Source organism: Hyphomicrobium sp. ghe19, from assembly GCF_902712875.1.
GTDB lineage: Bacteria > Pseudomonadota > Alphaproteobacteria > Rhizobiales > Hyphomicrobiaceae > Hyphomicrobium_B.
This window is the reverse complement of sequence record NZ_LR743509.1, coordinates 3,190,970-3,210,968: the sequence shown is the minus strand read 5'-3', so window position 1 is coordinate 3,210,968 and position 19,999 is coordinate 3,190,970. Positions and strand designations below refer to the sequence as shown.

Here is a 19,999-nt window from a genome sequence, read left to right as displayed (position 1 = left end):
GGACGGATCTAGGCCAACTCGTTGTTTTTGAAACTGTGTTGCATTGATACTACTCTAACAATGTATGCGTTATGCGCGTGGCGCATCGTCAGGAAGCGCTACGCCAAAGGCCCGGCAGCCGTCGTTTGATCGCGGTCTTTGTCGCGCTGTTGTTCTCGGCCCGAGCATCGAATTGTTCTCGCGCCTGCTCGACTGTTCCCCGATTTGCGATAGCCCACTGACCGAGCGGCACCAGAATGCAGATGAGGGTTCGGCCGAGTTCGGTCAGCTCGTAATCAACGCGTGGCGGGATCGTCGGATAGACGGTCCGCGTGACGAGCCCATCGCGTTCCAAGCCCCGAAGCGTCAGCGTGAGCATCCGCTGCGAAATGCTTCCGACGGACCGGCGGAGCTCGTTGAAACGCATCGGCCCGTTCGACAAGAGCTGGACCACGTAGACCGTCCATTTGTCGCCGATCCGGGCCAGCACGTCCGCGACGGCACGGCAATTCTCGGTACCTTCTTTGATACGGACTTCCAAAAAAGTGCCTCCTTGCGCGGTTTCCGCCAGTGAACATTTTAGCGTTGGTCACAAAATGTGACTGGCTGGGGCGCATGTCAACCATCGCTCCCGGTCTTCGCTAAACCATTGGAGGGAGATACATCCCATGAAGCTTTTGCCCATGAGACTTTTGCATGTCGATTCGAGCATTCTCGGCCCGGGTTCGGTAAGCCGCCAGCTCTCGGCAGAGATCGTCGCCGCCGAGCAGCGGCTGCATCAGGGCCTTGAAGTCGTCTACCGCGACCTGGGCCGCGAGCCAGTCGGGCATCTCTCGGGCGCCCACCTTGCAGCCGCCCAGGGCGGCGCCGACAGCGCGCTGCCGCTTCGTCAGGATGTCGCGGCCGGCCAAGCGGCCCTCGAAGAGTTCCTGGCGGCCGACATCGTCGTGGTCGGCGCTCCGATGTACAACTTCGCCATTCCAAGCCAGCTGAAAGCCTGGATCGACCGGCTCGCGGTCGCGGGCAAAACCTTCCGCTACACGGACAAGGGCGCCGAAGGCCTGGCAGGCGGCAAGAAAGTGATTATCGCCTCGTCGCGTGGCGGCTTCTACGGGCCGCAAACGCCGATTGCGTTCCTCGATCACCAGGAAACCTACCTGCGCAACATCTTCGGCTTCTTCGGAATTACCGACGTGACGTTCATCCGCGCCGAAGGCTTGGCCCTCGGTCCCGATCAGCGGGCCAAGTCCATTGAGGCCGCCCAAGCGACCATCGCCAGCCTGGCAGCGTGATCCCTGGCAGCATGATGAATGCAAAGGGCGGAGATCTCCTTGATCTCCGCCTGAGCCCGCGGCTGAGACCCGGCCATCAGGTTTGATTTCTCGACATAAGCGACATTCGTGTTAAAGCGCGGTCCGATGTTTCCTTCGAAAACCGCCTCCGATGTCACCGCTCCATAACCTGCACCTCATCACGTCCGACGGATTTCCCGATTACGCACTGCTCGATAGCGGGCTGGGGCGGAAGCTCGAGCGCTTCGGCAAGATCGTCGTCGACCGCCCAGAGCCGCAAGCGCTCTGGCAACCGAAACTCGGCAAATCCGAGTGGGCCAAAGGGAACGCCGTCTTTTCCGCGTCCGGCGAGGACGACGAGAAAGGCAAGTGGCGGATCGACAAGCCGGTACCCGACGCTTGGCCCGTAAGGCTCGCATTGCCGCGCTCGGCAAAATCGGAAAATGCAAAAGGCGCCGACAAGCACAGCGTCACGATGCTCTGCAAGCTCGCAGGCCTTTGGCACCTCGGGCTCTTCCCCGAGCAGGAACCGCATTGGCGCTGGATGCTCGACCACTTGGCGAGCGTGAAAGGGGAGACGCCCCGCGTCCTCAATCTCTTCGGCTACACGGGCGCAGCTTCGCTTCTCGCCGCCGAAGCCGGAGCCGAGGTCACGCACGTCGATGCGTCGAAGAAAGCCGTCCAGTGGGGCAAGGAAAACCAGGAAGCGTCCAAGCTCGGTGCCGCGAAAATTCGCTGGCTCCTCGATGACGCTGCCAAGTTCGCCGCGCGCGATGTCCGTCGCGGCAAGACCTACCACATGATCATCGTCGACCCGCCGAAGTTCGGGCGCGGCCCCGAAGGCGAAATCTGGGATCTCTTCCAGAACCTGCCCGCGCTTCTCGGCGATCTAGCGAAGCTCCTCGCGCCGCAAAACGCCGCGATGGTGCTGACGATCTACGCCATCCGCGCATCGTCGCTCGCCTTTGATCAGCTGATGCGCGAACGATTGAACGGACGTGGCGGCGAATTCGACAGCGGTGAATTGGCGATCCGATCGCAAGCCGGGCCCCTCGTGCCAACGTCGCTCTTCGTGCGCTGGAAACAGAACGCATGAACGAGCCGAAGATCATCACCAGCCTGACGAACGACCGGATCAAAGCCATCCGCGCGCTCGACATGCGCAAGGTCCGCAAGGAAACGGGCCTGTTCGTCGCCGAAGGCACGTCGCTGCTTGTGACGGCACGCGACAACGGCTTCGTGCCGGAAACGCTCGTCTACCAAACGGGCACCGCGACGAGCGGTATCGCACGCGGCCTTGTCCGGCACGCGCTCGATGCGGGCGCGGAAGTGCTCGAAGTCTCCGAAGCCGTGCTCGGCAAGCTTGCGTCGAAGGACAATCCGCAAACGCTGCTCGGCGTCTACCGTCAGCGTTTTGTCGGCCCCCCCGATCCCGCCAAACTTGGCCAAGAGACGTGGCTGGCGCTCGAGGAAGTGCGCGACCCCGGCAACCTCGGCACGATTATCCGGACAGCGGATGCGGTCGGCTGTTCGGGCGTCATTCTCGTCGGCACGACATGCGACCCGTATGCCACGGAAACGATCCGCGCGACGATGGGCTCCATCTTTGCCGTCCCCGTCGTCAAGATGGATCAAGAGACATTCGTAACGTTGGCGCGGTCTTGGCCGGGCGACGTGATAGGGACACACCTTGATGCGCGCGAGGATTTCCGCAAAGTCGAATACAAGAATCCGGTGCTGGTGGTGATGGGCGGCGAAGGGCCGGGTCTCTCTCCGGGGGCAGCAGCCTCCTGCACGAACCTCGTCAAGATCCCCATGGCCGGCGATCTTGATTCCCTCAATCTCGCCATCGCGACCGCACTGATGCTCTATCAGATCCGCGGCCCATATTTGAAGCTCTGATATGCGCATCGAATATCATCGCACGCTGATCGCCGATCAGGTTCGCAACGAAGCGTTCTTCGCGGCGCTGAAGGCTGTGATTGTGCCCGGCAAATCGGTCGTCGCCGATATCGGCGCAGGCACTGGCCTGCTCGGCCTGATGGCGTCGAAGCTCGGAGCCCGCGAAGTTTTTCTGTTCGAGACCGCAGAGGTCGCGGGCGTCGCGGCGGCTGTGCTGAAGGCGAACAAGGCGAAGCGCTGCCATCTGATCCCGAGCCACTCGACAGAGTTTCAGGACAAGCTCGCAGTCGACGTCATCGTCTCGGAAACGCTCGGCAACTACGCCCTCGAAGAGAATATCATCGCGACGCTCGCCGACGCGCGCCAACGCTTCCTGAAACCGGGCGGCCACATCATTCCCGATGGATTAATTCAGTACGTCGCCCCGGTGGTGACACCGCGCATCGATGAAGAGCTTCGGGCTTGGGAACGCGTCGGCCACGGCCTCGATCTCGCCATCGCGCAGACGATGTCGCTGAACAACGCCTACGTCCGCCATCTGCAGCCGCACGAAATTCTCGACGGTTGCAGAAGCGCGATGGTGTGGGATGAGGTCGACCTGACGACCGAAACGAAATCGAAACGGCGCGGCGATGCCGAGTGGCGTCTTCCGCGTCCGGCGAAGATCTACGGCTTTGCGACGTGGTGGAAAGTCGAGCTGGTCCCCGGCATCGGATTTTCGACGGGGCCTTTGTCGCCTCGCACGCATTGGGAGCAACTGTACTTCCCGCTGCTCGCGCCGATCGACGCCCGCCCGAGCGATGTCGTCTCGATAGATCTGCGCTCGAGTTCGTCCGAAGAAGGCGGCACCGACCTGGGCTGGACCGCCGTTCATAAAAACCCGGAAGGCAAGGTCATCGCGCGCCAGGCGCTCGAACTCGACAAAGGCTATATCCCCTGACCGCCGCCGCGATTGGTGCTGGCCCTTTTTTGATGCTATGCGGGCGAGCCAATTTGAGGGAGAGCGCACGCCATGATGGTCTTGATCGTCGGATTGATTTTATTTCTGGGCGTTCATCTCATTCCCACGCAACCCGAACTTCGCGACGGCCTGAAGGAGCGCATCGGCGAGGGGCCGTATAAAACCCTCTTCGCGCTGTTGTCGCTCGCGGGGCTCGTTGTCATCGTGCTCGGCTTCCACAAGCTGCAGCTCCATCCGGGGAAAAATCCCATTCTGTGGGAACCGCCGGTCTGGACGCGCCACCTCGCCGTGGCCTTGATGCTACCGGCAATGATCCTGCTCGTAGCGTCGATCATCCCATCGCGGATCCGCACCGCGACGCGCCATCCGATGCTCATTGCGATCAAGATCTGGGCGCTCGCGCACCTGCTCGCGAATGGCGATCTCGCCTCGCTTCTGCTTTTCGGGTCCTTCCTGGCGTTCGCGGTTTTCGACCGCATCTCGGTGAAGAAGCGGGGCGCTGCGGGACCGCTCGGAACCGCGGCTCCAGCCAGTGCGCTCAATGACGTTCTCGTCATCGTCGTCGGGCTGGCGCTTTATGCATGGATACTGCTGGTCGGGCATCAGTGGCTGATCGGTGTTGCGCCGATACCGGGTCTTTCAGCCTAAGCCGGGGCCAATACCTTTTTTGTGCTGGCTCGCACGATGAGAAATCGAATGGCGATCGCAATCCACGTTGCGGTCGCGATGATCCAGGCGACCGGATCGACGACATAGTCCCAGAGATTGAGGCTTTGTCCCGCGCCCGCCAGAAACGCGATGATCGCCGCATTGATCGCCAACGCCGTGATGAAATACCCCCGGTAAATGGCGTAGGCGAGTATGACAGCAATCGCGATCGGCAGCAGATATCCGCTATAGCCGAGCACGTAGCTGTCGTAATTGAGAAAGCCTACGGCCGCCGGATAGAGGACAAGGCCCAGAACGGCGAGCATCAGCGTTCCGAAGCGGAATTCGGCTGATGCTGTGGGCCGCCGGTTCATGATTGCCGCAATCGCCAGAACGACGAGCAGCAGAAGTCCCGGGGGCGACGGGCGCTCCACCGCCGATGCGGTCCACTCGAGAAGAGATCGCGTCGAAATCGCGATGAAGAAAGCGGCGACGACGCCCGCAATCCCGGAAGCGGTGCGCCACGCCGGAGATTTGGTGACGAAGCCCGCTGCCGCCGCAGACAGGGCGAAAATTATCAAAACGGCGCTCGACCTGTTCAGCAAAAAATCGAGGGTCATCGTCATTGCCCAGCCGCCGGAGGTTGCGCGCCCTGTTGCACCCAGGCACTCGAAAACCGGACGTGATTGATGGATTTTATCGGTCGCGAATAGACGACATCGAACTGGCCCGGCGCGGACGCGATAAGATACGGGTACGTCACTGTGCTCTTCTTGATCCCGAGATCCATCTGCGCGACGACGCCGACACGTTGATACGTTTTCCCCTCGAGATCGGTGAGCGCGAGCGTGATGTTGCGCTCGATCTCAGGATCGTCATTGAACGCCATGAGGATGTGGGACGCGTCGTATCGTATAGCCGATATCGGTCCGCCGGGGTTCGGAAGATCGATGGGCGCCGGTGGCGTCCAAGTCTGGCCGCCATCCGCCGTTCGGGTTATCAGGATGCTTTTGGGGTGCCTCAGCCGCCGCACGAAGGCGATAGCCGTCGACGGCCCCGTCGGCACGATGGACGGCTGATATCCGACCTTTCCGCCATGCCCCATACGCCGCCGGTCAACGACGCGCCCGCTTTGGTCGAGCACGAGCAAGACCGGATATTTCCGGTTCATCTCGTGATACGCGGGCAGGCCAACCCGGCCGTCGGAAAACAGTATCGGAACCGATTTCGTCAGATGCGACATGTTCAAGAAGGGTGACGCATAAAGCCGCTCAGCCGGGCCCCAGGTCTGCCCGTTGTCGAAGCTGCGTATCAGTCCAATCTCGCAAGTCGCCCAGCCGCTGAGCCTGGAAGCTGCGAAGAAAAGCCATATCTCGTTCGCGGAGCGCCGGAAAGAAACCGGGTTGGCAACCGATTTGATCGTGATGCCGAAGTCATGGCTGACGCGGGTGCTTGTCGTGACGACGGCGTTCGGCGACCAGTGCGAACCGTCGAAGCGCGATGAAACGAGTTCGCCATCGACGGCCCCTTCGTAGGTCGCGCTATACCAAGTCGCGAGAAGTCCGTCTGGGGTGGCGATGACCGATGCCCCGTGGACGAATTTTTTCTGGTCCGCCGGTGTGATGATTTCGGCTTGGGTTTCGATAGGCCCACGCATCGGCGTTTCGGGAACGTTGACCGCGAACGTCCACGGCTCGCTTCGCGGCGACATCTTGTTGAGCAGTAGGGCGATGAGACCGGACGAGCAAAGAAGCATTGCCCACGTTACAAGGGCCCTGATTCCGGCATTTTTCAGCAAAATTGTGTCCCCGCCGGAGTGTTCGTGTCCGGGGGTATAGCTCTATCGAGCCCCCCGTTCAACGACACTGAAACGATATTGAACTCGAATGCCGTCGCGGGTTCGTAAAACACCCGCGGAGGTGTGGTTATCGCGTCAGCACGACGAATTCCGTGCCGTTTCCGTTTTCGTTGAGCGGCAGTTCGCCGTCGGAAACGATCAGCGACGACCCCGGGCGTGCGAGCTCTGTAATCGTCGCAAGAATATCGTCCGGGATCGTGAATGCGCTGAGCGCTTCGGTCGCCATTTGCACGTTGAGCGCGCGTCCTTGCGCCAGCGCCGTCCTGTTGCGCTTTTTCTTGCCCTCTTCGAACGGCTGTCCGGCAAGCGGCGTTTGGGCGCTGACCAGTCTCCAATCGAAGGTGTTGGGATCGGAGCTGTACCGCATGGCGGTGAACACGTGCGTTCCGACCTTGTGCGGCAGAGGTGCGACCGTGATCGGCGCCTCGAGAAGCGGATCGATCCCCTGGCGGATATAGAGCCGCTTGGCGCGAAGACTGACCAGAACCGAAACCGGTTTGGACCTGAGCCGCATTTCCTTGTTGGCGTCAGAGAGCGCGGCCTGCGCCGACGCAAGATCCGATTGCGCATCGCGCAGCACGTCCGCCGCCGTATCGCGACCCGTCTGTGCAGCGGAATAGCCCGCCTGCACTTCCGCGAAGCTCATCTCACCTTGCGCTGCTTGGGCTCGCGCCCGATCGGCTTCGATCGTCAGATCGAGCAACGCCTCCTCGAGCGCAGTTTCGCGATCGATGGAGATGTTCGCATCGGCAGATGCTAACTGCAGCGTTGTGGTCGCACCCGACATGTACGCCGCGAATGCCTTCATAGCGTCCTGCTGGCGCGCTTCTGCAGCCTTGAGGTTTTCGCGGATCGGCTCCACCGCACGCCGCGCCATTTCGTACCGTTGGCTTGAACCGTCGAATTCCTTCGCAGTGGCGGTGGCCCGTTCTTGCGCTGTTGCAAGTGCCGCCTCTGCGGTCTTGATCGATACTCGCGCGCGATCAAGCTTTTCCTGCATGATCTGATCGGCTTCGGCGCGCGTCGTCGGACGGCGCTGCGGATCGCGCGGCATATCGGCGACCGCTCTGATGAGCGCAGGTGATACGCCGATAAATAGCGGCAATTCTTGCAAAGCGTCGGACGTCGAACTGTCGTCCGGCTGGTCGTTCACGGCGAGCTGAGCCGGCTTCGACCGATCGGATTTCATCGCCGACGCTTCGTCGGCCGGAAGTGGCTGGAACAGTTTTGGGCTGTCGAAGGCAATCGGTTCGACTTCTTCAGACGTCACGACGACGCGGGTGCCAAGCTTGGTGAGGCCGTAAAGCTTCTTTGAGAAAGCAAAGGGAAGGCGAATGCAGCCGTGCGACGCGGGGAAGCCCGGAATGTCACCGGCATGAAACGCTATGCCCGACCATGTGATGCGCTCCTGATAAGGCATCGACGCGCCGGAATAGATGTTGCTCGTATGGTAGACATTCTTTTCGAGGATCGAGAACACGCCTGTCGGTGTATTGAAGCCCGGACGGCCCGATGAGATGCGAGACGATGCGATTTCGCCGTTCGCGTCATAGACGCGCACCTTCTGCCGCCTGAGCGAAACGACGACCAGAAGCGGAGACGTCGGCGGCGTGATGATCGCAGCTTCGCTGGCTGATTTCAAAACGCCGGATTTGGATTTTGCATCGACCGCAGACGGGCCGGCGAACATGCTCAATCCGAAAATGCTCAAGATGAGGGCGCTAATCGCGATGGAGCGCGATGCCGGCGGAACTCTGCCTTTGAACTTGGTCGAACAACGCACGCGTCCCACCCGACGTGAAATGAACCACACCCGTCAGAGCGCCAAGCATCAGGCAGATGGTTAACCCTCAACTTGCGCTATAAGTTGGCTATCAGAGGCCAGTCAGAAGGCGCAACCACAGTGCCGCACCGCCGACGATTCGGGGGTTGCGATGTGGCGCTAATTCAACGGTTCCGGCGATATTGCGCCATTAACTGTGGATAGTCAGTGGAGAAATTTACCAAACGATCGGGTTTTGAGCGGGCGTCTATGCTGGCGACAAAGCCCGAGGTTTCGTAAACTGTGTTTTGGCCCGATACGGGTATGACCCGAGGCCCCGCGTCGGTCCAACGGCTCACTTAGAATGCACGGCGTTACCGCCGATCGGAGTATAATGTCCATTCACGTCAAGCGCCGCCGGCTCATGGCGCCGGATATCGCCGCCCGCAAAGGCGGCGAGCCAATCGTTGCGCTAACGGCCTACCACGCGCACACCGCAGCGATCGCCGATAACCACTGCGATTTCCTGCTCGTGGGCGATAGCCTCGGCATGGTGATGCACGGCTTCGAGACGACCGTGCCGGTACCGCTCGAATTGATGATCATGCACGGCCAGGCTGTCGTGCGCGGCTCGAAAAAAGCGCTCGTCGTTGTCGACATGCCATTCGGCACTTACGAGGAAAGTCCGTCCGTGGCGTTTCGCAACGCTGCGAAAGTGATGAAGGAGACTGATTGCGGCGCCGTGAAACTCGAAGGCGGCAGGAGCATGGCGGAAACGATCCGTTTTCTCGTTGATCGCGGCATCCCGGTGATGGCGCATATCGGCCTCACGCCTCAGTCCGTGAACGTGCTGGGCGGATTCAAGACGCAAGGTCGCTCGGTTGATGACTGGCAAGCGATTGAAGAAGACGCGCGTCTGGTCGCAAAGGCTGGAGCCTTCGCCGTCGTTCTTGAAGCCATGACGGCTCCGCTCGCCGAACGCATCACCGACGCCATTCCCATCCCGACGGTCGGCATTGGCGCGTCGCCCGGGTGCGACGGTCAAATCCTGGTCATGGAAGACATGCTCGGTCTGTCGCCGAACGTCCCGAAATTCGTGAAGAAATTTGGCGCGATCGGAGCCGCCATCGACCGTGCGATAGCCTCCTATGCCGAAGAGGTCCGCGCCCGGACATTCCCCGCGCAAGAGCACGTTTACAATCTTAAGAGCCCGGAGGCCGAGGTGCCGGTCGACGCCGTCCGGGCCACGAAAAAGCCCAAGACTCCGACCACTTAGCTTAATTGGGCGGGGGTTCGGCCACGCTTACACAAAGGAAACTTCGGGCCAGGGCTTGCCCGGCGCGCACGCTCCGCTATCTATGCCCCGCCAGCCGGGCTGATCGTGAGGATATTCTCCTCAGCTCCGGCGACTGAATGAGGTTTAAGAGTTAATGGCCGACAACAATGACAGTCTGCTCCGCGAGGTCGAGGAAGAACTCCGCCGCGAACAGATGCATAAACTCTGGAAGCGCTACAACGGCGTGCTCCTGGGCGCTGCGGCGCTCGTCGTGCTCGGCGTGGCGGGCTATCAAATGCTCGAACACCATCGGATTACGGCCGCCGAGACGGGCGGAGCCGAATTCGCGGCTGCCGAGAACCTGAGCGACCAGAAAAAGAAGGACGAGGCGGACAAAGCCTTCAAGGCGATCGCGGAAAGCGGCCCCGCCGGCTACGCGGCCCTCGCAAAGCTGCAACTGGCCGGAGCCCAGGTTAAAGAGGGCAAGACGGCCGATGCTGTTGCAACCTATGATTCGCTCGCGAAGCAGACCGGCGCAGATGATCTGTTGAAAAACTTCGCACAGCTGCAGGCAGCCTCCCTACGCATGGCCGATGCGGACTATGACGAAATCCAGAATCGCCTGACACCTCTAATCGCCGAGGGCGCGCCGTTCGCGAACAGCGCCCGCGAGTTGCTCGGGGTAGCCGCATACAAGGCCAAGAAGTTCGATGACGCGCGTAAGAGTCTCGAACCTCTGCTCGTCGATCCGAACGTTCCTGACGATACGCAGGAACGCGTCAAGGTCATCATGTCCGGCATAGCCGGCTCTGAAGTTGCTGCGAAGGAGCCACCGGCCACGACGCCGGCAGCGGCGGCCGAACCAGCCAAGGCGGCCGAGCCACCAAAGACGGAAGCGCAGCCCGCCACGGGCGGAGCGGCCGATAAGAAGTAAAAGCCGCGAAGCGGTGAGGGGAGAATGGGGTTGGGCAACGGGGGATCGCAGACACGTTTCGGCGCGTCATCGCTGTTCGCGCTCGTCGCTGCGCTATTGCTCGGCGGCTGTGCGGGAGACGGTCCATCGCTTCCCAAGATGAGCGACCTCAATCCCTTCAAGGAAAAGCAAACGCCGTTGCCCGGCCGGCGCATCCCCATCGTCGAGACGACGGAAAGCATTTCCGCCAACCTGGCCGATGCGAACGCGCCGATCGCAATCCCGTCGCCGCGCACGAACGATGCATGGGCGCAGCCGGGCGGCGAACCGGGTAACGCACCGGGCAATCTCGCGCTGAACGGTGCACTACGTCAGACGTGGAGTGCGAGCGCTGGGGAAGGCTCGTCGAAGACCGGCCGCGTCACCGCAAGTCCGATCATATTCGATGGCCGCATTTACACGCTCGACGCGGGAGCGAACGTTGCAGCCTTTTCGCTGTCGGGCAGCAGTGTCTTCAAGATCTCGACGAAGCCTGACACAACCGTCGGCCTCGGCGGCTACGGTGGCGGCCTCGCCGCCGAAAACGGCCGCCTCTACGTCGCGAACGGATATGGCGTCGTCGCCGCTCTCGATCCGGCGACCGGCAAATCGATCTGGACTAAAAACCTCGACGTCCCCGTGCGCGCGGCACCGACCGCGTCTGGAGACCGGCTGTACGTCATCACGATCGACGGCAGGTTCTATTGCTTGAACGGCGTTGACGGTGCGGAAATATGGTCCGCCAGGGGACTGCCGCAAAGCGCGAGCCTGATGACGTCTGCGAGTCCCGCCGTCGACCAGGATGTCGTCGTGGTGCCGTACCCGTCGGGTGACATCATGGCGTTTAAGTTGTCGGACGGCTCGACCGTCTGGACCGAAAATCTGTCCCGCACCCGCCAGACTTCGCAGATCGCCTCGATGAGCGATGTCGCGCGGCCCGCGATCGATAACGGCACGGTCTTCGCCATCGGCCACGCCGGACGAATGATCGCCACTCACGCCAAAACAGGCGACCGGCAGTGGTCTGCGAACATTCCCGGTTCCGAGCCGCCCTGTGTCGTCGGCGACGCGGTTTACGTCGTCGATACGGGAGGGCGTCTCATGGCGCTGACCCGCAAGGATGGAAAAACGCGCTGGACGACGCAGCTCCCCGCGGCAAAGAGCTATGCTGGCCCAGTAATGGCCGCGGGAACCCTCTGGCTGGTGTCGAGTAAGGGCGATATCGTGAGCGTTGACGCCGCAACCGGTAAGGTCGGCGGCCAGATGAGCGTCGGCGATACGGTCTATATTCCGCCGATCGTGGCCCAGGGTCGCATGTTCGTTTTGACCGATTCGGCAAAACTCATCGCCCTGAACTGAGAATTGGGCTAGGAGATCAGCGTTGGCTCTCCGCTCGCGTGCGGAAAGGCAGCGCCCCCCCAGCAATCAGTTTCTTTTTGGCTCCCTTTTGAATCGCCCCGCTCAAACTCCCGTCGTTGCAATCGTAGGCCGTCCCAACGTTGGCAAGTCGACCCTGTTCAACCGCCTGACTGGAACGCGCGCCGCGCTCGTTTCCGATCTGCCGGGCTTGACGCGCGACCGCCGCGATGGCGTCGCTGACATCTTCGGAACCGAAATTCGCCTCGTCGACACTGCGGGCCTCGAAGAGGCGCAGCGCGGTTCGATTGCAGACCGCATGCGCAAACAGTCCGAGCAGGCAATCGCCACGGCTGATCTCATCCTTTTCGTTATCGACGCGCGCGCCGGCGTTACCGGCTCCGACAAGGAATTTGCCCGTATCGCCCGCCAGTCGGGAAAGCCCGTCGTCCTCGTCGCGAACAAAGCCGAAGGCCACAAAGGCACCGATGGCGTGCTCGATGCGTTTTCGCTGGGCCTCGGCTCGCCGATTGCAATCTCGGCTGAGCACGGTGAAGGCATCGCAGATCTCTCGGACGATGTTCTGGCGGCGCTCGGACTGAAGGCGGCACCAACAACAGCGAGAAGACGCCGAGGCGACGCCGCAGTGGCGGACGAGAAGCCGGCGCAAGAGCCGGAGCGCGAAAAGCGCATTCGCGTCGCGATCGTCGGCCGCCCGAACGCCGGGAAGTCGACACTGGTGAACGCGCTTCTCGGCGAAGACCGGATGATCACGGGCCCCGAACCCGGGCTGACCCGCGACAGCGTCTCGAGCGATTTCGAATACAAAGGTCAGGCGATCCGGCTCTTCGATACGGCGGGGCTTCGCCGCAAAGCCAAGATCACCGAAACGGCAGAGAAGCTGTCGGCAAGCGACGCGGTCCGCTCCATCCGGTTTGCCGAGGTCGTCGTGCTCCTGATCGACGCCGAGAGGCCCTTCGAGCATCAGGATCTGACGATCGGCCACCGCGTCGTCGAGGAAGGACGCGCGCTCGTCGTTGCGATCAACAAATGGGATCTCGTTCCCGAAAAACAGAAGACGTTGCGCGAGCTGAAGGCCCGTGTCGCCGAAAGCCTGGCTCAGGTTCCAGGAGTTCCGCTTATCGCGATCTCGGCACGTTCCGAGAGCGGCCTCGATCATCTGATGTCGGCGATCGCCAAAACATACGAAACCTGGAATCGCCGTGTTTCGACGGCGCATCTCAATCGCTGGCTCGAAGGGGCGCTGAGCCGCCACTCGCCGCCGGCGGTGCATGGGCGGCGCATCAAGATCCGCTACGTCACGCAGCTGTCGACGCGTCCACCGACGTTCGTCGCCTTCTCGCAGCGCGCGGAAGCATTGCCGCAGTCATACGTGAAGTACCTGACGAACTCTCTGCGAGAGACGTTCGATCTTCCCGGTGTTCCCGTTCGCTTCCATCTCCGCAAGAGCGAGAACCCCTTCGCTCCCGAGAAGCGGTAGACAGATCTGCGCAACATCCGTCCGGCAAATTGATGCCGTGCGAGCAAAACCTCGTGCTCGCAGAGTCGAAAAAAGTTAATTTTCGAATCGGATGCGTTTGCGTAGAGGATGCCAACCACGAAACTTCGAGGATCGACGAATGAGAAAGTTTGATGCGGCGCTGATGTCAGTTGTTTTGGCAGCTGGCACTGCACTTTTCGCCGGCGTGGCTGCTGCTGCCTACACCGCGAAAGTCAGACAGGCTTGCGCGGGAGACTATCAGAATTTCTGCGCTCAATATTCGCCTGAAAGTGTCGAATTGCGGCGGTGCATTGAAAGCAACAGAAAAGGCCTGACGCATAACTGCGTGACGGCCCTGATCGACGCGGGCGAAGTCCCCGCGAAATATCTCAAGAAATAAAATCTGAAAGAAGATCGCAGCGGGCGGGAGCGAACGGCATAGGCCGCATGCTCACCGCCCGCACGGGCGTCAGCCGATTGAACTGGCGCCGCTCCGGACAGCGTTAGATGGGTGCTCCGCGCCTCGGTTCAAGACCTGCCCGCAAATTGTTGCGTTCCGGCGCCCAGTGCGCCATGCAAGCGGGATGGACGTCTTTTTCTACCATCTTGAGCAGCAAACGCTCGACCGCGTTCTACCGAGCCTCCTCGAGAAGACGCTCGCGCGCGGCTGGCGTGCCGTCGTCCAGGTCGGCAACGAGGAACGGTTGGAGGCGCTCGACCAGGCGCTGTGGACCTACACCGACGACAGTTTTTTGCCGCACGGCACGGCGCGCATCGGTCATGCGAGCGAACAGCCGGTCTATCTGACGTTGACCGACGAGACGCCGAACGGCGCGGGTGTACGCTTCCTCGTCGATGGCGCCGAAGCGAGCGAGTTCAAGGGAGCCGAACGCTTTGTCTACGTTTTCGATGGACATGATCCGGATTCCGTCGCCATCGCACGTGCCCAATGGAAGGCCGCCAAAGCTGCAGGCTGCGCCGTCACGTATTGGCAGCAGTCTGAAACCGGGCGATGGGAACAGAAAGCCTGACGCAGTCGGCCCGCGCCATTGCGGTCTGTCGCTCACACCGAACTCGATCGCTGCACCATGAATTACCACCATGACTATCACGCCGGAAATTTCGCCGACGTCCTGAAGCACATCGTCCTGACGCGCATCCTGACGTACATGAAGCAGAAGCCACGGCCGTTTCGCGTGATCGACACGCATGCAGGCTCCGGGCGCTACGATCTCGCAGGAACGGAAGCGAGCAAGACGGGCGAATGGCGCGACGGCATCGCCCGCCTCATCGACGCCGAGTTCCCACCGGCCGTTGCGGAATTGGTGGCGCCCTATCTCGAATGCATCCGCGCGATCAACGGCGATGAGCTTCGCTATTATCCGGGAAGCCCCCTGATCGCCCGGCACCTTATGCGTGCCGACGACGTGCTGATCGCGAACGAATTGAACGTCGCGGATTTTGCGAGGCTCAAGGAGGAGTTGCGTCGCTTCAAGGCGACCACGGTTCTCAACATCGATGCCCGCCACGCCGTGAAGTCGCTGCTGCCGCCGAAAGAACGGCGCGGGCTCGTGCTGATCGATCCGCCCTTCGAGGCGAGAAGCGAATTTGCGGACCTGGCGACGGCCGTCGGCGAGGCCATGACGCGCTTTGCGTCGGGCACCTACGCGATCTGGTATCCGCTCAAGGATGAAGCGGCAGCGGACCGCTTCGTGGCGACTGCCACCTCGCGGGACGGGCTCAAATTTCTCGACGTCCGACTGGCAGTCTCGAAGTCTTTTGCGGGACTTGGCCTGACTGCGTCCGGCGTTCTCGTGATCAATCCGCCGTACCGGCTCAGAGAAGAGCTCGAAGCGATTTTGCCGGTTCTGAAAGATCTGTTGGCGGAGGGTTCCGGCTCGAACTTCGAGCTACGGTGCGCCGTTCAATAACCGTCATATAGTTGCTGTGCAGCATTTCACCTTGCAAGGAGCCCGTATTTACAGGATAAATTGCCGCACGCTAAGGCGGGCAGCGGCACGGTAGCTCCCGATGCGTTCTACGGGTCCGGCGCGAGTTAGTGCGATCCGGCAGCAGGCGCTTGGGATCATTCGGCTCCGAGGCTCGCCGCGGTGTCCATGCGAAGCTTGGATCAAGCTTGCATCGAATGCCGGGCCGCCAGGAGACGATGTATGCGCCAGACAGGTACTGTTAAATTTTATAATTCCCAGAAGGGCTACGGCTTCATCAAGCCGGATGCAGGGGGCAATGACGTTTTTGTGCATGTGACCGCAGTTGAGCGATCCGGAATTGGTGAACTCAACGAGGGGATGCGAATTTCATTTGAGACCGAGCCCGATAAACGCGGCAAAGGTCCGAAAGCCGTCGATCTCCAAAGAGCAGGCTGAAGTTCTTTGAAGACTGACTTGCTCGCGTCTCGGCTTCGGTCGCGACGCCGGGTAAGTGTTGGCTTGAGCATTCCCGACGGCAAGCTCAAGCGAATTCCGCGTCGCTTTGACGTACGACGAGTCTTACGCATTCGCGATTTGCTGGTCGCTTGCCGCAGTTGGGGAACAGCGTTGCGCGTGCATTGGCGCTATGATGCGTACGGTCAGTCCGAACGATTCGGAGACGCGCTTCGAAGCATTTGGTCTGTTCCGCATTGAGAGCTTCGAAACCGAGGCTTTGAACAAAGGTGTGACGACGGCCGAATATCCGGGATGGGGAGCGGCTCGTCAGATGCGCAACATCATATGCGCTCGTCGGCGAGATTTCGGATGCCGGTATTACGCACCGGTCCAGGGAGACTAAAGACATGAAGACACTTATTCGTACGGGGCTCATCGCGTTTGCGGCCACGGTTGGAATGGCTTCGAGCTCGGCATACGCCGGCTGCGTTCTCGCTGGCGGCGAGTCCGTCATGGTGACGGAAGATCTCGCGAAGTTCATGGCTGGCCAGGCGCTGAAGCACTCGATTGAAAACCACGGCTGGACCGCGCGTGGCGCCGTAAGGGTCAAGTGCGATACGTCGTCGGTCGGCTTGCCGCACTGCACCGCACGACAGAAGGCTTGCGGCTGAACCGCCATTCGTTCTGAGCTGAGTCTTTCTGAGACGAGCCTCGAAAATTGCGACTCGCCGGCCGCCGTGCCGGCGAGTTTTTTGCTGCCTGAACGTTACTTCGCCATGGCGTTGCGAAGAGCGCCGACGATCGCCGTCAGAATGCCGCCGCTGACGCCGGATCCCACAATTTGGGTAATGATGGCAGTTGGATCCATGGCGCCGCCAGCGACTGCTGTATGGAAGACTTGCTCGAGAATTTGCCCGCCGATGCCGCCGCCGACGATACCCGCAATGGCGTTGCCGAGCGTTCCAAGGCTCAGATTCTTCATCAGAGCACCGGTGGCATTGCCGCCGAGAGCACCGCTGAGGAGCTGGATGATCAGTGGAAGATATTCCATGCGCTGTCTCCACGAGGCCAATGGGACAACAGCGAAAGCCGTGCGGTTTTCCGCATCGGAGAAGCCGCGCGCCCTTTGGCGCTCCCACAGTGGGAATCGTACCACACCCGGCGAATAAATCGCCAAGCCTCGCTTCGCGACGGTCACCAAACTCACAGATCCGTTGTCGAGAAGTTACAGCCTTGCGCGCAATTGTGGCGCGCGACCATTTCTTCGGCTCGTGCAATGATAATTTCAGTATCTATGGGTTATAGAATTGCTCGATATTGAACGGCGCAGAGAGGCTACAGCGATGAAAATCAGGATTCTTTCGGCCATCTTCGCCAGTGCTTTGCTTTTCGGCATAGCCGCTCCCGCAATCGCTGCGGATGGCCAGTCTTCGTCGGATGGATATGCAATTCGCCACAAGCGCGGCGGCTACTCCTACGACAAGGCAGACTCGATCAACACCTACGGCACCAACCGCGGCAGGAAGCGCCACGTCGGTCCGCCGTCATTCCGCGAGCAGACGATAGCTGGCCCCTTCGACAACAGCTTCTTCTTCGACTCGGGCGTGGGCAGCATCTGGGGCGGCAACTCGCCCTACATGCACTAGCCATAGGCCATTGGTATTGCTGAGCATAATGGCCGCCTGGTCACACCGGCGGCCGTGATGCTGTGGGTTTTTCCTTCTTCCGGCGACAAACCTGTCAACTGGTGCCGATGCGCCACTCGCCCTCGTCTTGCCATTGTGCTGACAATAGAAAGGCAGCCTGATCTCAAGGTGGGGCTTTGAGGGAGAACTAACGTTATGCGCTTCTCGGTCAAACTTGTTTCCGCATTCACATTGGCCGCGACCTTCGCCGTTGCAACAGCCGTTTCGGCAAATGCGGAGTGCAAGCGTTACGGCTTCACGGTCAACGACTACGGCAAAGACGGCCCGACCAAAGACGCCAAGGATCTGCTCGACAAGCTCATTCAATCGAAAATGACTGAGCGCGGAGTCAGCGATTTCCGTACCGGCAAGAAGACCGTGTCTTGCGAGCTGTTTCTGAATTTCATCGTTTTCGATGAGCACACCTGCACCGCGGAAGCGACGGTGTGCTGGGGTGGCTCGTCGCTCCCCGGTTCCGAACAATCCTCAGCCGACGACGTTGCTGCTGAACCGGAGAAGAAAACCGCGTCCGACGTCACGCCGGCCGATGCGAAACCGGCGAAAAAGAGCGTAACGAAGGAAGCAACGGCCCACACGGACAGCGTTGCGCCAACCCACAAGACGGCCGCTCTGCCGGTGCCCGATCCGAAATCTGTCCTTGCCCACAAGGCGAAGAAGCCTGAGGAGAAGAAGGAAGCAGCAGCGCCGGCGCCCGACGCCAGCGCAGCCGCCGACGCGTCGTCTGACGCTGTCGTGAAGCCGATCCACAACGTCTCGAAGGTCGAGACGGGATCGTTACCCGATATTCCGGCGAAGCCCGCTAAGCACAAAGCGCAGAAAGCGCCGGCAGATGCCCCGGCTGCGGCTCCGGCCAAGGCGGATGCCGACGACGCAGGCTATCCGACTCCTCTGCCGCCAACAGACGGCGACGGAGCTCAGTAAAGCCAACAGCCAATTGAAGTTCGGGCTTGTTTCGCGAACCGCCGTTTGATCAAGCGGCGGTTCGAATTTCTTGAAGCTTCATTTCGACGATCTGCCGGTTGTACGGCTTCAACAGGAAATTATCGGCGCCGTGCGTGAGCGCCCGCTGGATTTCGAGCGGATCGTTTTCGGTGACCAGATAAATGATGTAGGGCCGAACGCTCAGCTGCAGCGCGCGGAGTTTCCCAAGGAACTCGATGCTGTTCGAGCCCGGCATGCGCCAATCGAGTAGGATATAATCCGGCGCTTCCGAGCCCAGCCGCTCTATCGCGGCGATCGGGCTGTCCGCCTCGCTGACGCGAAAGCCTAAGCTCTCGAAAATAAGCCGGGTGTATTTCCGGACGATCTCGGAATCATCGATGATGAAGCAGTGAAGCATATCGAGGGCGTCTCGCAAGCAGAGTGCTGCACCAACCGACAGCAAGGCGACCAGAGCAAACGATGTTCTGAAAAGTGCACGTAAAATACTAACGTGCTCTTAAGATGTATAGCGGAAAGGCAGCCGCGATCAGGAGGCCCGATCGCTTCTGGCTCAAGCCGTCCCGGTCAACCTCAGCTCGCTGGTTTCGCGACGAGAAGAATATCAGCGCCGTCCTTCAGAATCTCGAGCCTCATGCCAGCCGACGGCGCGATGCGCCACGTGTAGTACGCCTGGATCGTGATGGCATCGAGCGCAAGCGGCTTGCCGGCGACGAAGTCGGTTAGATACTGAGGCGGCCGTGCAGCTGTGCCCTTGCACCTGATCAGGAACGTCGGTTGCTCGAACGAGCCGCCGATGGAAACGTCGATCTCTCCGCCGCGCGGCAATGCCGTGACAGCCGAAGCGATGAGGTTGAGAAGAAGCTTCACCTTGTCTTTGGCGACGAGACCCGGCGCGCCACGCCATATCAGCTTGTGCTTGCCCTGCGTGATGGCGACGAAGCCGCGAGAAATTTTCTCGGCGGTCGTCAGGTCGATCATGCTGCCGGCCGATCCGGCGGCGCCGAATGCAAAACGGGCAAATTCCAATCGCGCGGAGGCCTGTTCCGTGACGTTCCGGATGACGTTCAGCGCATAGCTCTTCGCTTGTTCGTCGTCCTCCTCGTCGAGGATTTCCAGTCCGTTGAAGATAGCGCCGACCGGATTGATGATGTCGTGACAGATCTTGCTCGAGATCATTGCCGCGAGTTCGAGATCGGTCGGCGGAACGCGCTGGTTCATTAGTGACCCTTTTCTGAGATTCTCTCGATCGAGAGTGTGCCGCAGCTCAAGCGCGACAGCGCGACGCGAACCGGCGGAGGCGGCTTGCGATAATGCCCCATGCTCTGATACATGCGCCGAACGACGGTTGCCAAGTCTCGCGGCCGGTGGGCCGTCCAGGCCCGGATTTTCATGGAAGACATGAGTCTTACGCGCCACGGTAAGAGCTGGGGCGCGGTCAAGCGTATTCGTAATCGCGGGCTCGCTCCGCGCCAACTGA

The 19,999-nt window shown here is 60.8% G+C and carries 24 protein-coding genes; 16 read left to right on the top strand and 8 right to left on the bottom strand.

Annotation, left to right across the window (positions count from 1 at the left end):
- Positions 1 to 88: 88 nt before the first annotated feature.
- Positions 89 to 520, bottom strand: a complete 432-nt coding sequence (locus AACL53_RS15310; RefSeq protein WP_339085390.1) for a helix-turn-helix domain-containing protein — start codon at positions 518 to 520, stop codon at positions 89 to 91.
- Between the two features lie 142 nt (positions 521 to 662).
- Between AACL53_RS15310 and AACL53_RS15305 the strand changes: the two genes are divergently transcribed.
- From AACL53_RS15305 to AACL53_RS15285, 5 genes are all read left to right on the top strand, one after another.
- Positions 663 to 1,271, top strand: coding sequence for an FMN-dependent NADH-azoreductase (locus tag AACL53_RS15305; RefSeq protein WP_339086957.1), 609 nt, complete (start codon positions 663 to 665; stop codon positions 1,269 to 1,271).
- A 151-nt stretch (positions 1,272 to 1,422) separates the two neighbouring features.
- Positions 1,423 to 2,367 carry a class I SAM-dependent methyltransferase gene (locus AACL53_RS15300; RefSeq protein ID WP_339085389.1) on the top strand — a complete coding sequence of 315 codons (945 nt, stop codon included), beginning with the start codon at positions 1,423 to 1,425 and terminating at the stop codon, positions 2,365 to 2,367.
- Positions 2,364 to 3,173: an RNA methyltransferase gene (locus tag AACL53_RS15295; protein WP_339085388.1), complete on the top strand. Its 810-nt coding sequence runs from the start codon at positions 2,364 to 2,366 to the stop codon at positions 3,171 to 3,173. Before AACL53_RS15300 ends, AACL53_RS15295 begins: the two co-directional genes overlap by 4 nt.
- Before the next feature lies 1 nt (position 3,174).
- Positions 3,175 to 4,113: a 50S ribosomal protein L11 methyltransferase gene (locus tag AACL53_RS15290; RefSeq protein ID WP_339085387.1), complete on the top strand. Its 939-nt coding sequence runs from the start codon at positions 3,175 to 3,177 to the stop codon at positions 4,111 to 4,113.
- Positions 4,114 to 4,185: 72 nt separating this feature from the next.
- On the top strand, positions 4,186 to 4,782 hold the full coding sequence (locus AACL53_RS15285; protein ID WP_339085386.1) for an NnrU family protein: 597 nt from the start codon (positions 4,186 to 4,188) through the stop codon (positions 4,780 to 4,782).
- On the opposite strand, the gene AACL53_RS15280 is transcribed toward AACL53_RS15285, so the two are convergent.
- The 3 genes from AACL53_RS15280 to AACL53_RS15270 all read right to left on the bottom strand — a co-directional run bounded on the left by AACL53_RS15280 (position 4,779) and on the right by AACL53_RS15270 (position 8,423).
- A complete protein-coding gene (locus tag AACL53_RS15280) occupies positions 4,779 to 5,408 on the bottom strand; it encodes a hypothetical protein (RefSeq protein WP_339085385.1) in 630 nt (209 codons plus the stop codon). The genes AACL53_RS15285 and AACL53_RS15280 overlap by 4 nt on opposite strands.
- Positions 5,405 to 6,538 carry a sialidase family protein gene (locus AACL53_RS15275; RefSeq protein ID WP_339085384.1) on the bottom strand — a complete coding sequence of 378 codons (1,134 nt, stop codon included), beginning with the start codon at positions 6,536 to 6,538 and terminating at the stop codon, positions 5,405 to 5,407. Before AACL53_RS15275 ends, AACL53_RS15280 begins: the two co-directional genes overlap by 4 nt.
- A gap of 169 nt (positions 6,539 to 6,707) precedes the next feature.
- Positions 6,708 to 8,423, bottom strand: a complete 1,716-nt coding sequence (locus AACL53_RS15270) for a L,D-transpeptidase family protein (RefSeq protein WP_339085383.1) — start codon at positions 8,421 to 8,423, stop codon at positions 6,708 to 6,710.
- Positions 8,424 to 8,796: 373 nt separating this feature from the next.
- Between AACL53_RS15270 and panB the strand changes: the two genes are divergently transcribed.
- From panB to AACL53_RS15225, 9 genes are all read left to right on the top strand, one after another.
- Entirely contained in the window at positions 8,797 to 9,678 is an 882-nt protein-coding gene (gene panB / locus AACL53_RS15265) for a 3-methyl-2-oxobutanoate hydroxymethyltransferase (RefSeq protein WP_339085382.1), read from the top strand.
- 154 nt (positions 9,679 to 9,832) lie between these two features.
- Positions 9,833 to 10,612, top strand: a complete 780-nt coding sequence (locus AACL53_RS15260) for a tetratricopeptide repeat protein (protein ID WP_339085381.1) — start codon at positions 9,833 to 9,835, stop codon at positions 10,610 to 10,612.
- A 24-nt stretch (positions 10,613 to 10,636) separates the two neighbouring features.
- Entirely contained in the window at positions 10,637 to 11,989 is a 1,353-nt protein-coding gene (locus AACL53_RS15255) for a PQQ-binding-like beta-propeller repeat protein (RefSeq protein ID WP_339085380.1), read from the top strand.
- Between the two features lie 88 nt (positions 11,990 to 12,077).
- Positions 12,078 to 13,487 (top strand): ribosome biogenesis GTPase Der, encoded by a 1,410-nt coding sequence (der, locus tag AACL53_RS15250; protein WP_339085379.1) that lies wholly within the window; start codon positions 12,078 to 12,080, stop codon positions 13,485 to 13,487.
- A gap of 139 nt (positions 13,488 to 13,626) precedes the next feature.
- Positions 13,627 to 13,887 carry a hypothetical protein gene (locus AACL53_RS15245; protein WP_339085378.1) on the top strand — a complete coding sequence of 87 codons (261 nt, stop codon included), beginning with the start codon at positions 13,627 to 13,629 and terminating at the stop codon, positions 13,885 to 13,887.
- A 184-nt stretch (positions 13,888 to 14,071) separates the two neighbouring features.
- Complete coding sequence (locus AACL53_RS15240; protein WP_339085377.1) at positions 14,072 to 14,518, top strand: DNA polymerase III subunit chi; 447 nt, start codon at positions 14,072 to 14,074, stop codon at positions 14,516 to 14,518.
- Between the two features lie 57 nt (positions 14,519 to 14,575).
- Positions 14,576 to 15,418 (top strand): 23S rRNA (adenine(2030)-N(6))-methyltransferase RlmJ, encoded by an 843-nt coding sequence (rlmJ, locus tag AACL53_RS15235; RefSeq protein WP_339085376.1) that lies wholly within the window; start codon positions 14,576 to 14,578, stop codon positions 15,416 to 15,418.
- Between the two features lie 240 nt (positions 15,419 to 15,658).
- Complete coding sequence (locus tag AACL53_RS15230) at positions 15,659 to 15,874, top strand: cold-shock protein (protein WP_013948788.1); 216 nt, start codon at positions 15,659 to 15,661, stop codon at positions 15,872 to 15,874.
- A gap of 407 nt (positions 15,875 to 16,281) precedes the next feature.
- Entirely contained in the window at positions 16,282 to 16,545 is a 264-nt protein-coding gene (locus AACL53_RS15225; RefSeq protein WP_339085375.1) for a hypothetical protein, read from the top strand.
- 95 nt (positions 16,546 to 16,640) lie between these two features.
- Here AACL53_RS15225 and AACL53_RS15220 read toward each other — a convergent pair whose 3' ends face one another.
- Positions 16,641 to 16,925: a hypothetical protein gene (locus tag AACL53_RS15220; RefSeq protein WP_339085374.1), complete on the bottom strand. Its 285-nt coding sequence runs from the start codon at positions 16,923 to 16,925 to the stop codon at positions 16,641 to 16,643.
- A 292-nt stretch (positions 16,926 to 17,217) separates the two neighbouring features.
- Between AACL53_RS15220 and AACL53_RS15215 the strand changes: the two genes are divergently transcribed.
- Positions 17,218 to 17,520: a hypothetical protein gene (locus tag AACL53_RS15215; RefSeq protein ID WP_339085373.1), complete on the top strand. Its 303-nt coding sequence runs from the start codon at positions 17,218 to 17,220 to the stop codon at positions 17,518 to 17,520.
- 195 nt (positions 17,521 to 17,715) lie between these two features.
- Positions 17,716 to 18,501, top strand: a complete 786-nt coding sequence (locus AACL53_RS15210; protein WP_339085372.1) for a hypothetical protein — start codon at positions 17,716 to 17,718, stop codon at positions 18,499 to 18,501.
- 49 nt (positions 18,502 to 18,550) lie between these two features.
- On the opposite strand, the gene AACL53_RS15205 is transcribed toward AACL53_RS15210, so the two are convergent.
- The 3 genes from AACL53_RS15205 to AACL53_RS15195 form a co-directional block, all read right to left on the bottom strand.
- The gene (locus AACL53_RS15205; RefSeq protein WP_092867888.1) at positions 18,551 to 18,919 is read right to left on the bottom strand and encodes a PleD family two-component system response regulator; all 369 of its coding nucleotides are present in this window, start codon (positions 18,917 to 18,919) and stop codon (positions 18,551 to 18,553) included.
- Positions 18,920 to 19,092: 173 nt separating this feature from the next.
- Positions 19,093 to 19,740, bottom strand: a complete 648-nt coding sequence (locus AACL53_RS15200; RefSeq protein ID WP_339085371.1) for a histidine phosphotransferase family protein — start codon at positions 19,738 to 19,740, stop codon at positions 19,093 to 19,095.
- Entirely contained in the window at positions 19,740 to 19,922 is a 183-nt protein-coding gene (locus tag AACL53_RS15195; protein ID WP_092867886.1) for a hypothetical protein, read from the bottom strand. The genes AACL53_RS15200 and AACL53_RS15195 overlap by 1 nt, the downstream gene beginning before the upstream one ends.
- Positions 19,923 to 19,999 lie beyond the last annotated feature (77 nt).

Excerpts from the sequence above, each read along its gene's own strand:
- AACL53_RS15305 (WP_339086957.1), top strand. The coding sequence starts at position 663 with ATGAGACTTTTGCATGTCGATTCGAGCATTCTCGGCCCGGGTTCGGTA.
- AACL53_RS15300 (WP_339085389.1), top strand. The coding sequence starts at position 1,423 with ATGTCACCGCTCCATAACCTGCACCTCATCACGTCCGACGGATTTCCC.
- AACL53_RS15295 (WP_339085388.1), top strand. The coding sequence starts at position 2,364 with ATGAACGAGCCGAAGATCATCACCAGCCTGACGAACGACCGGATCAAA.
- AACL53_RS15290 (WP_339085387.1), top strand. The coding sequence starts at position 3,175 with ATGCGCATCGAATATCATCGCACGCTGATCGCCGATCAGGTTCGCAAC.
- AACL53_RS15285 (WP_339085386.1), top strand. The coding sequence starts at position 4,186 with ATGATGGTCTTGATCGTCGGATTGATTTTATTTCTGGGCGTTCATCTC.
- AACL53_RS15280 (WP_339085385.1), bottom strand. The coding sequence starts at position 5,408 with ATGACGATGACCCTCGATTTTTTGCTGAACAGGTCGAGCGCCGTTTTG.
- AACL53_RS15275 (WP_339085384.1), bottom strand. The coding sequence starts at position 6,538 with ATGCTTCTTTGCTCGTCCGGTCTCATCGCCCTACTGCTCAACAAGATG.
- panB (WP_339085382.1), top strand. The coding sequence starts at position 8,797 with ATGTCCATTCACGTCAAGCGCCGCCGGCTCATGGCGCCGGATATCGCC.
- AACL53_RS15260 (WP_339085381.1), top strand. The coding sequence starts at position 9,833 with ATGGCCGACAACAATGACAGTCTGCTCCGCGAGGTCGAGGAAGAACTC.
- AACL53_RS15255 (WP_339085380.1), top strand. The coding sequence starts at position 10,637 with ATGGGGTTGGGCAACGGGGGATCGCAGACACGTTTCGGCGCGTCATCG.
- AACL53_RS15245 (WP_339085378.1), top strand. The coding sequence starts at position 13,627 with ATGAGAAAGTTTGATGCGGCGCTGATGTCAGTTGTTTTGGCAGCTGGC.
- AACL53_RS15240 (WP_339085377.1), top strand. The coding sequence starts at position 14,072 with ATGGACGTCTTTTTCTACCATCTTGAGCAGCAAACGCTCGACCGCGTT.
- rlmJ (WP_339085376.1), top strand. The coding sequence starts at position 14,576 with ATGAATTACCACCATGACTATCACGCCGGAAATTTCGCCGACGTCCTG.
- AACL53_RS15230 (WP_013948788.1), top strand. The coding sequence starts at position 15,659 with ATGCGCCAGACAGGTACTGTTAAATTTTATAATTCCCAGAAGGGCTAC.
- AACL53_RS15225 (WP_339085375.1), top strand. The coding sequence starts at position 16,282 with ATGAAGACACTTATTCGTACGGGGCTCATCGCGTTTGCGGCCACGGTT.
- AACL53_RS15220 (WP_339085374.1), bottom strand. The coding sequence starts at position 16,925 with ATGGAATATCTTCCACTGATCATCCAGCTCCTCAGCGGTGCTCTCGGC.
- AACL53_RS15215 (WP_339085373.1), top strand. The coding sequence starts at position 17,218 with ATGAAAATCAGGATTCTTTCGGCCATCTTCGCCAGTGCTTTGCTTTTC.
- AACL53_RS15210 (WP_339085372.1), top strand. The coding sequence starts at position 17,716 with ATGCGCTTCTCGGTCAAACTTGTTTCCGCATTCACATTGGCCGCGACC.
- AACL53_RS15205 (WP_092867888.1), bottom strand. The coding sequence starts at position 18,919 with ATGCTTCACTGCTTCATCATCGATGATTCCGAGATCGTCCGGAAATAC.
- AACL53_RS15200 (WP_339085371.1), bottom strand. The coding sequence starts at position 19,740 with ATGAACCAGCGCGTTCCGCCGACCGATCTCGAACTCGCGGCAATGATC.
- AACL53_RS15195 (WP_092867886.1), bottom strand. The coding sequence starts at position 19,922 with ATGTCTTCCATGAAAATCCGGGCCTGGACGGCCCACCGGCCGCGAGAC.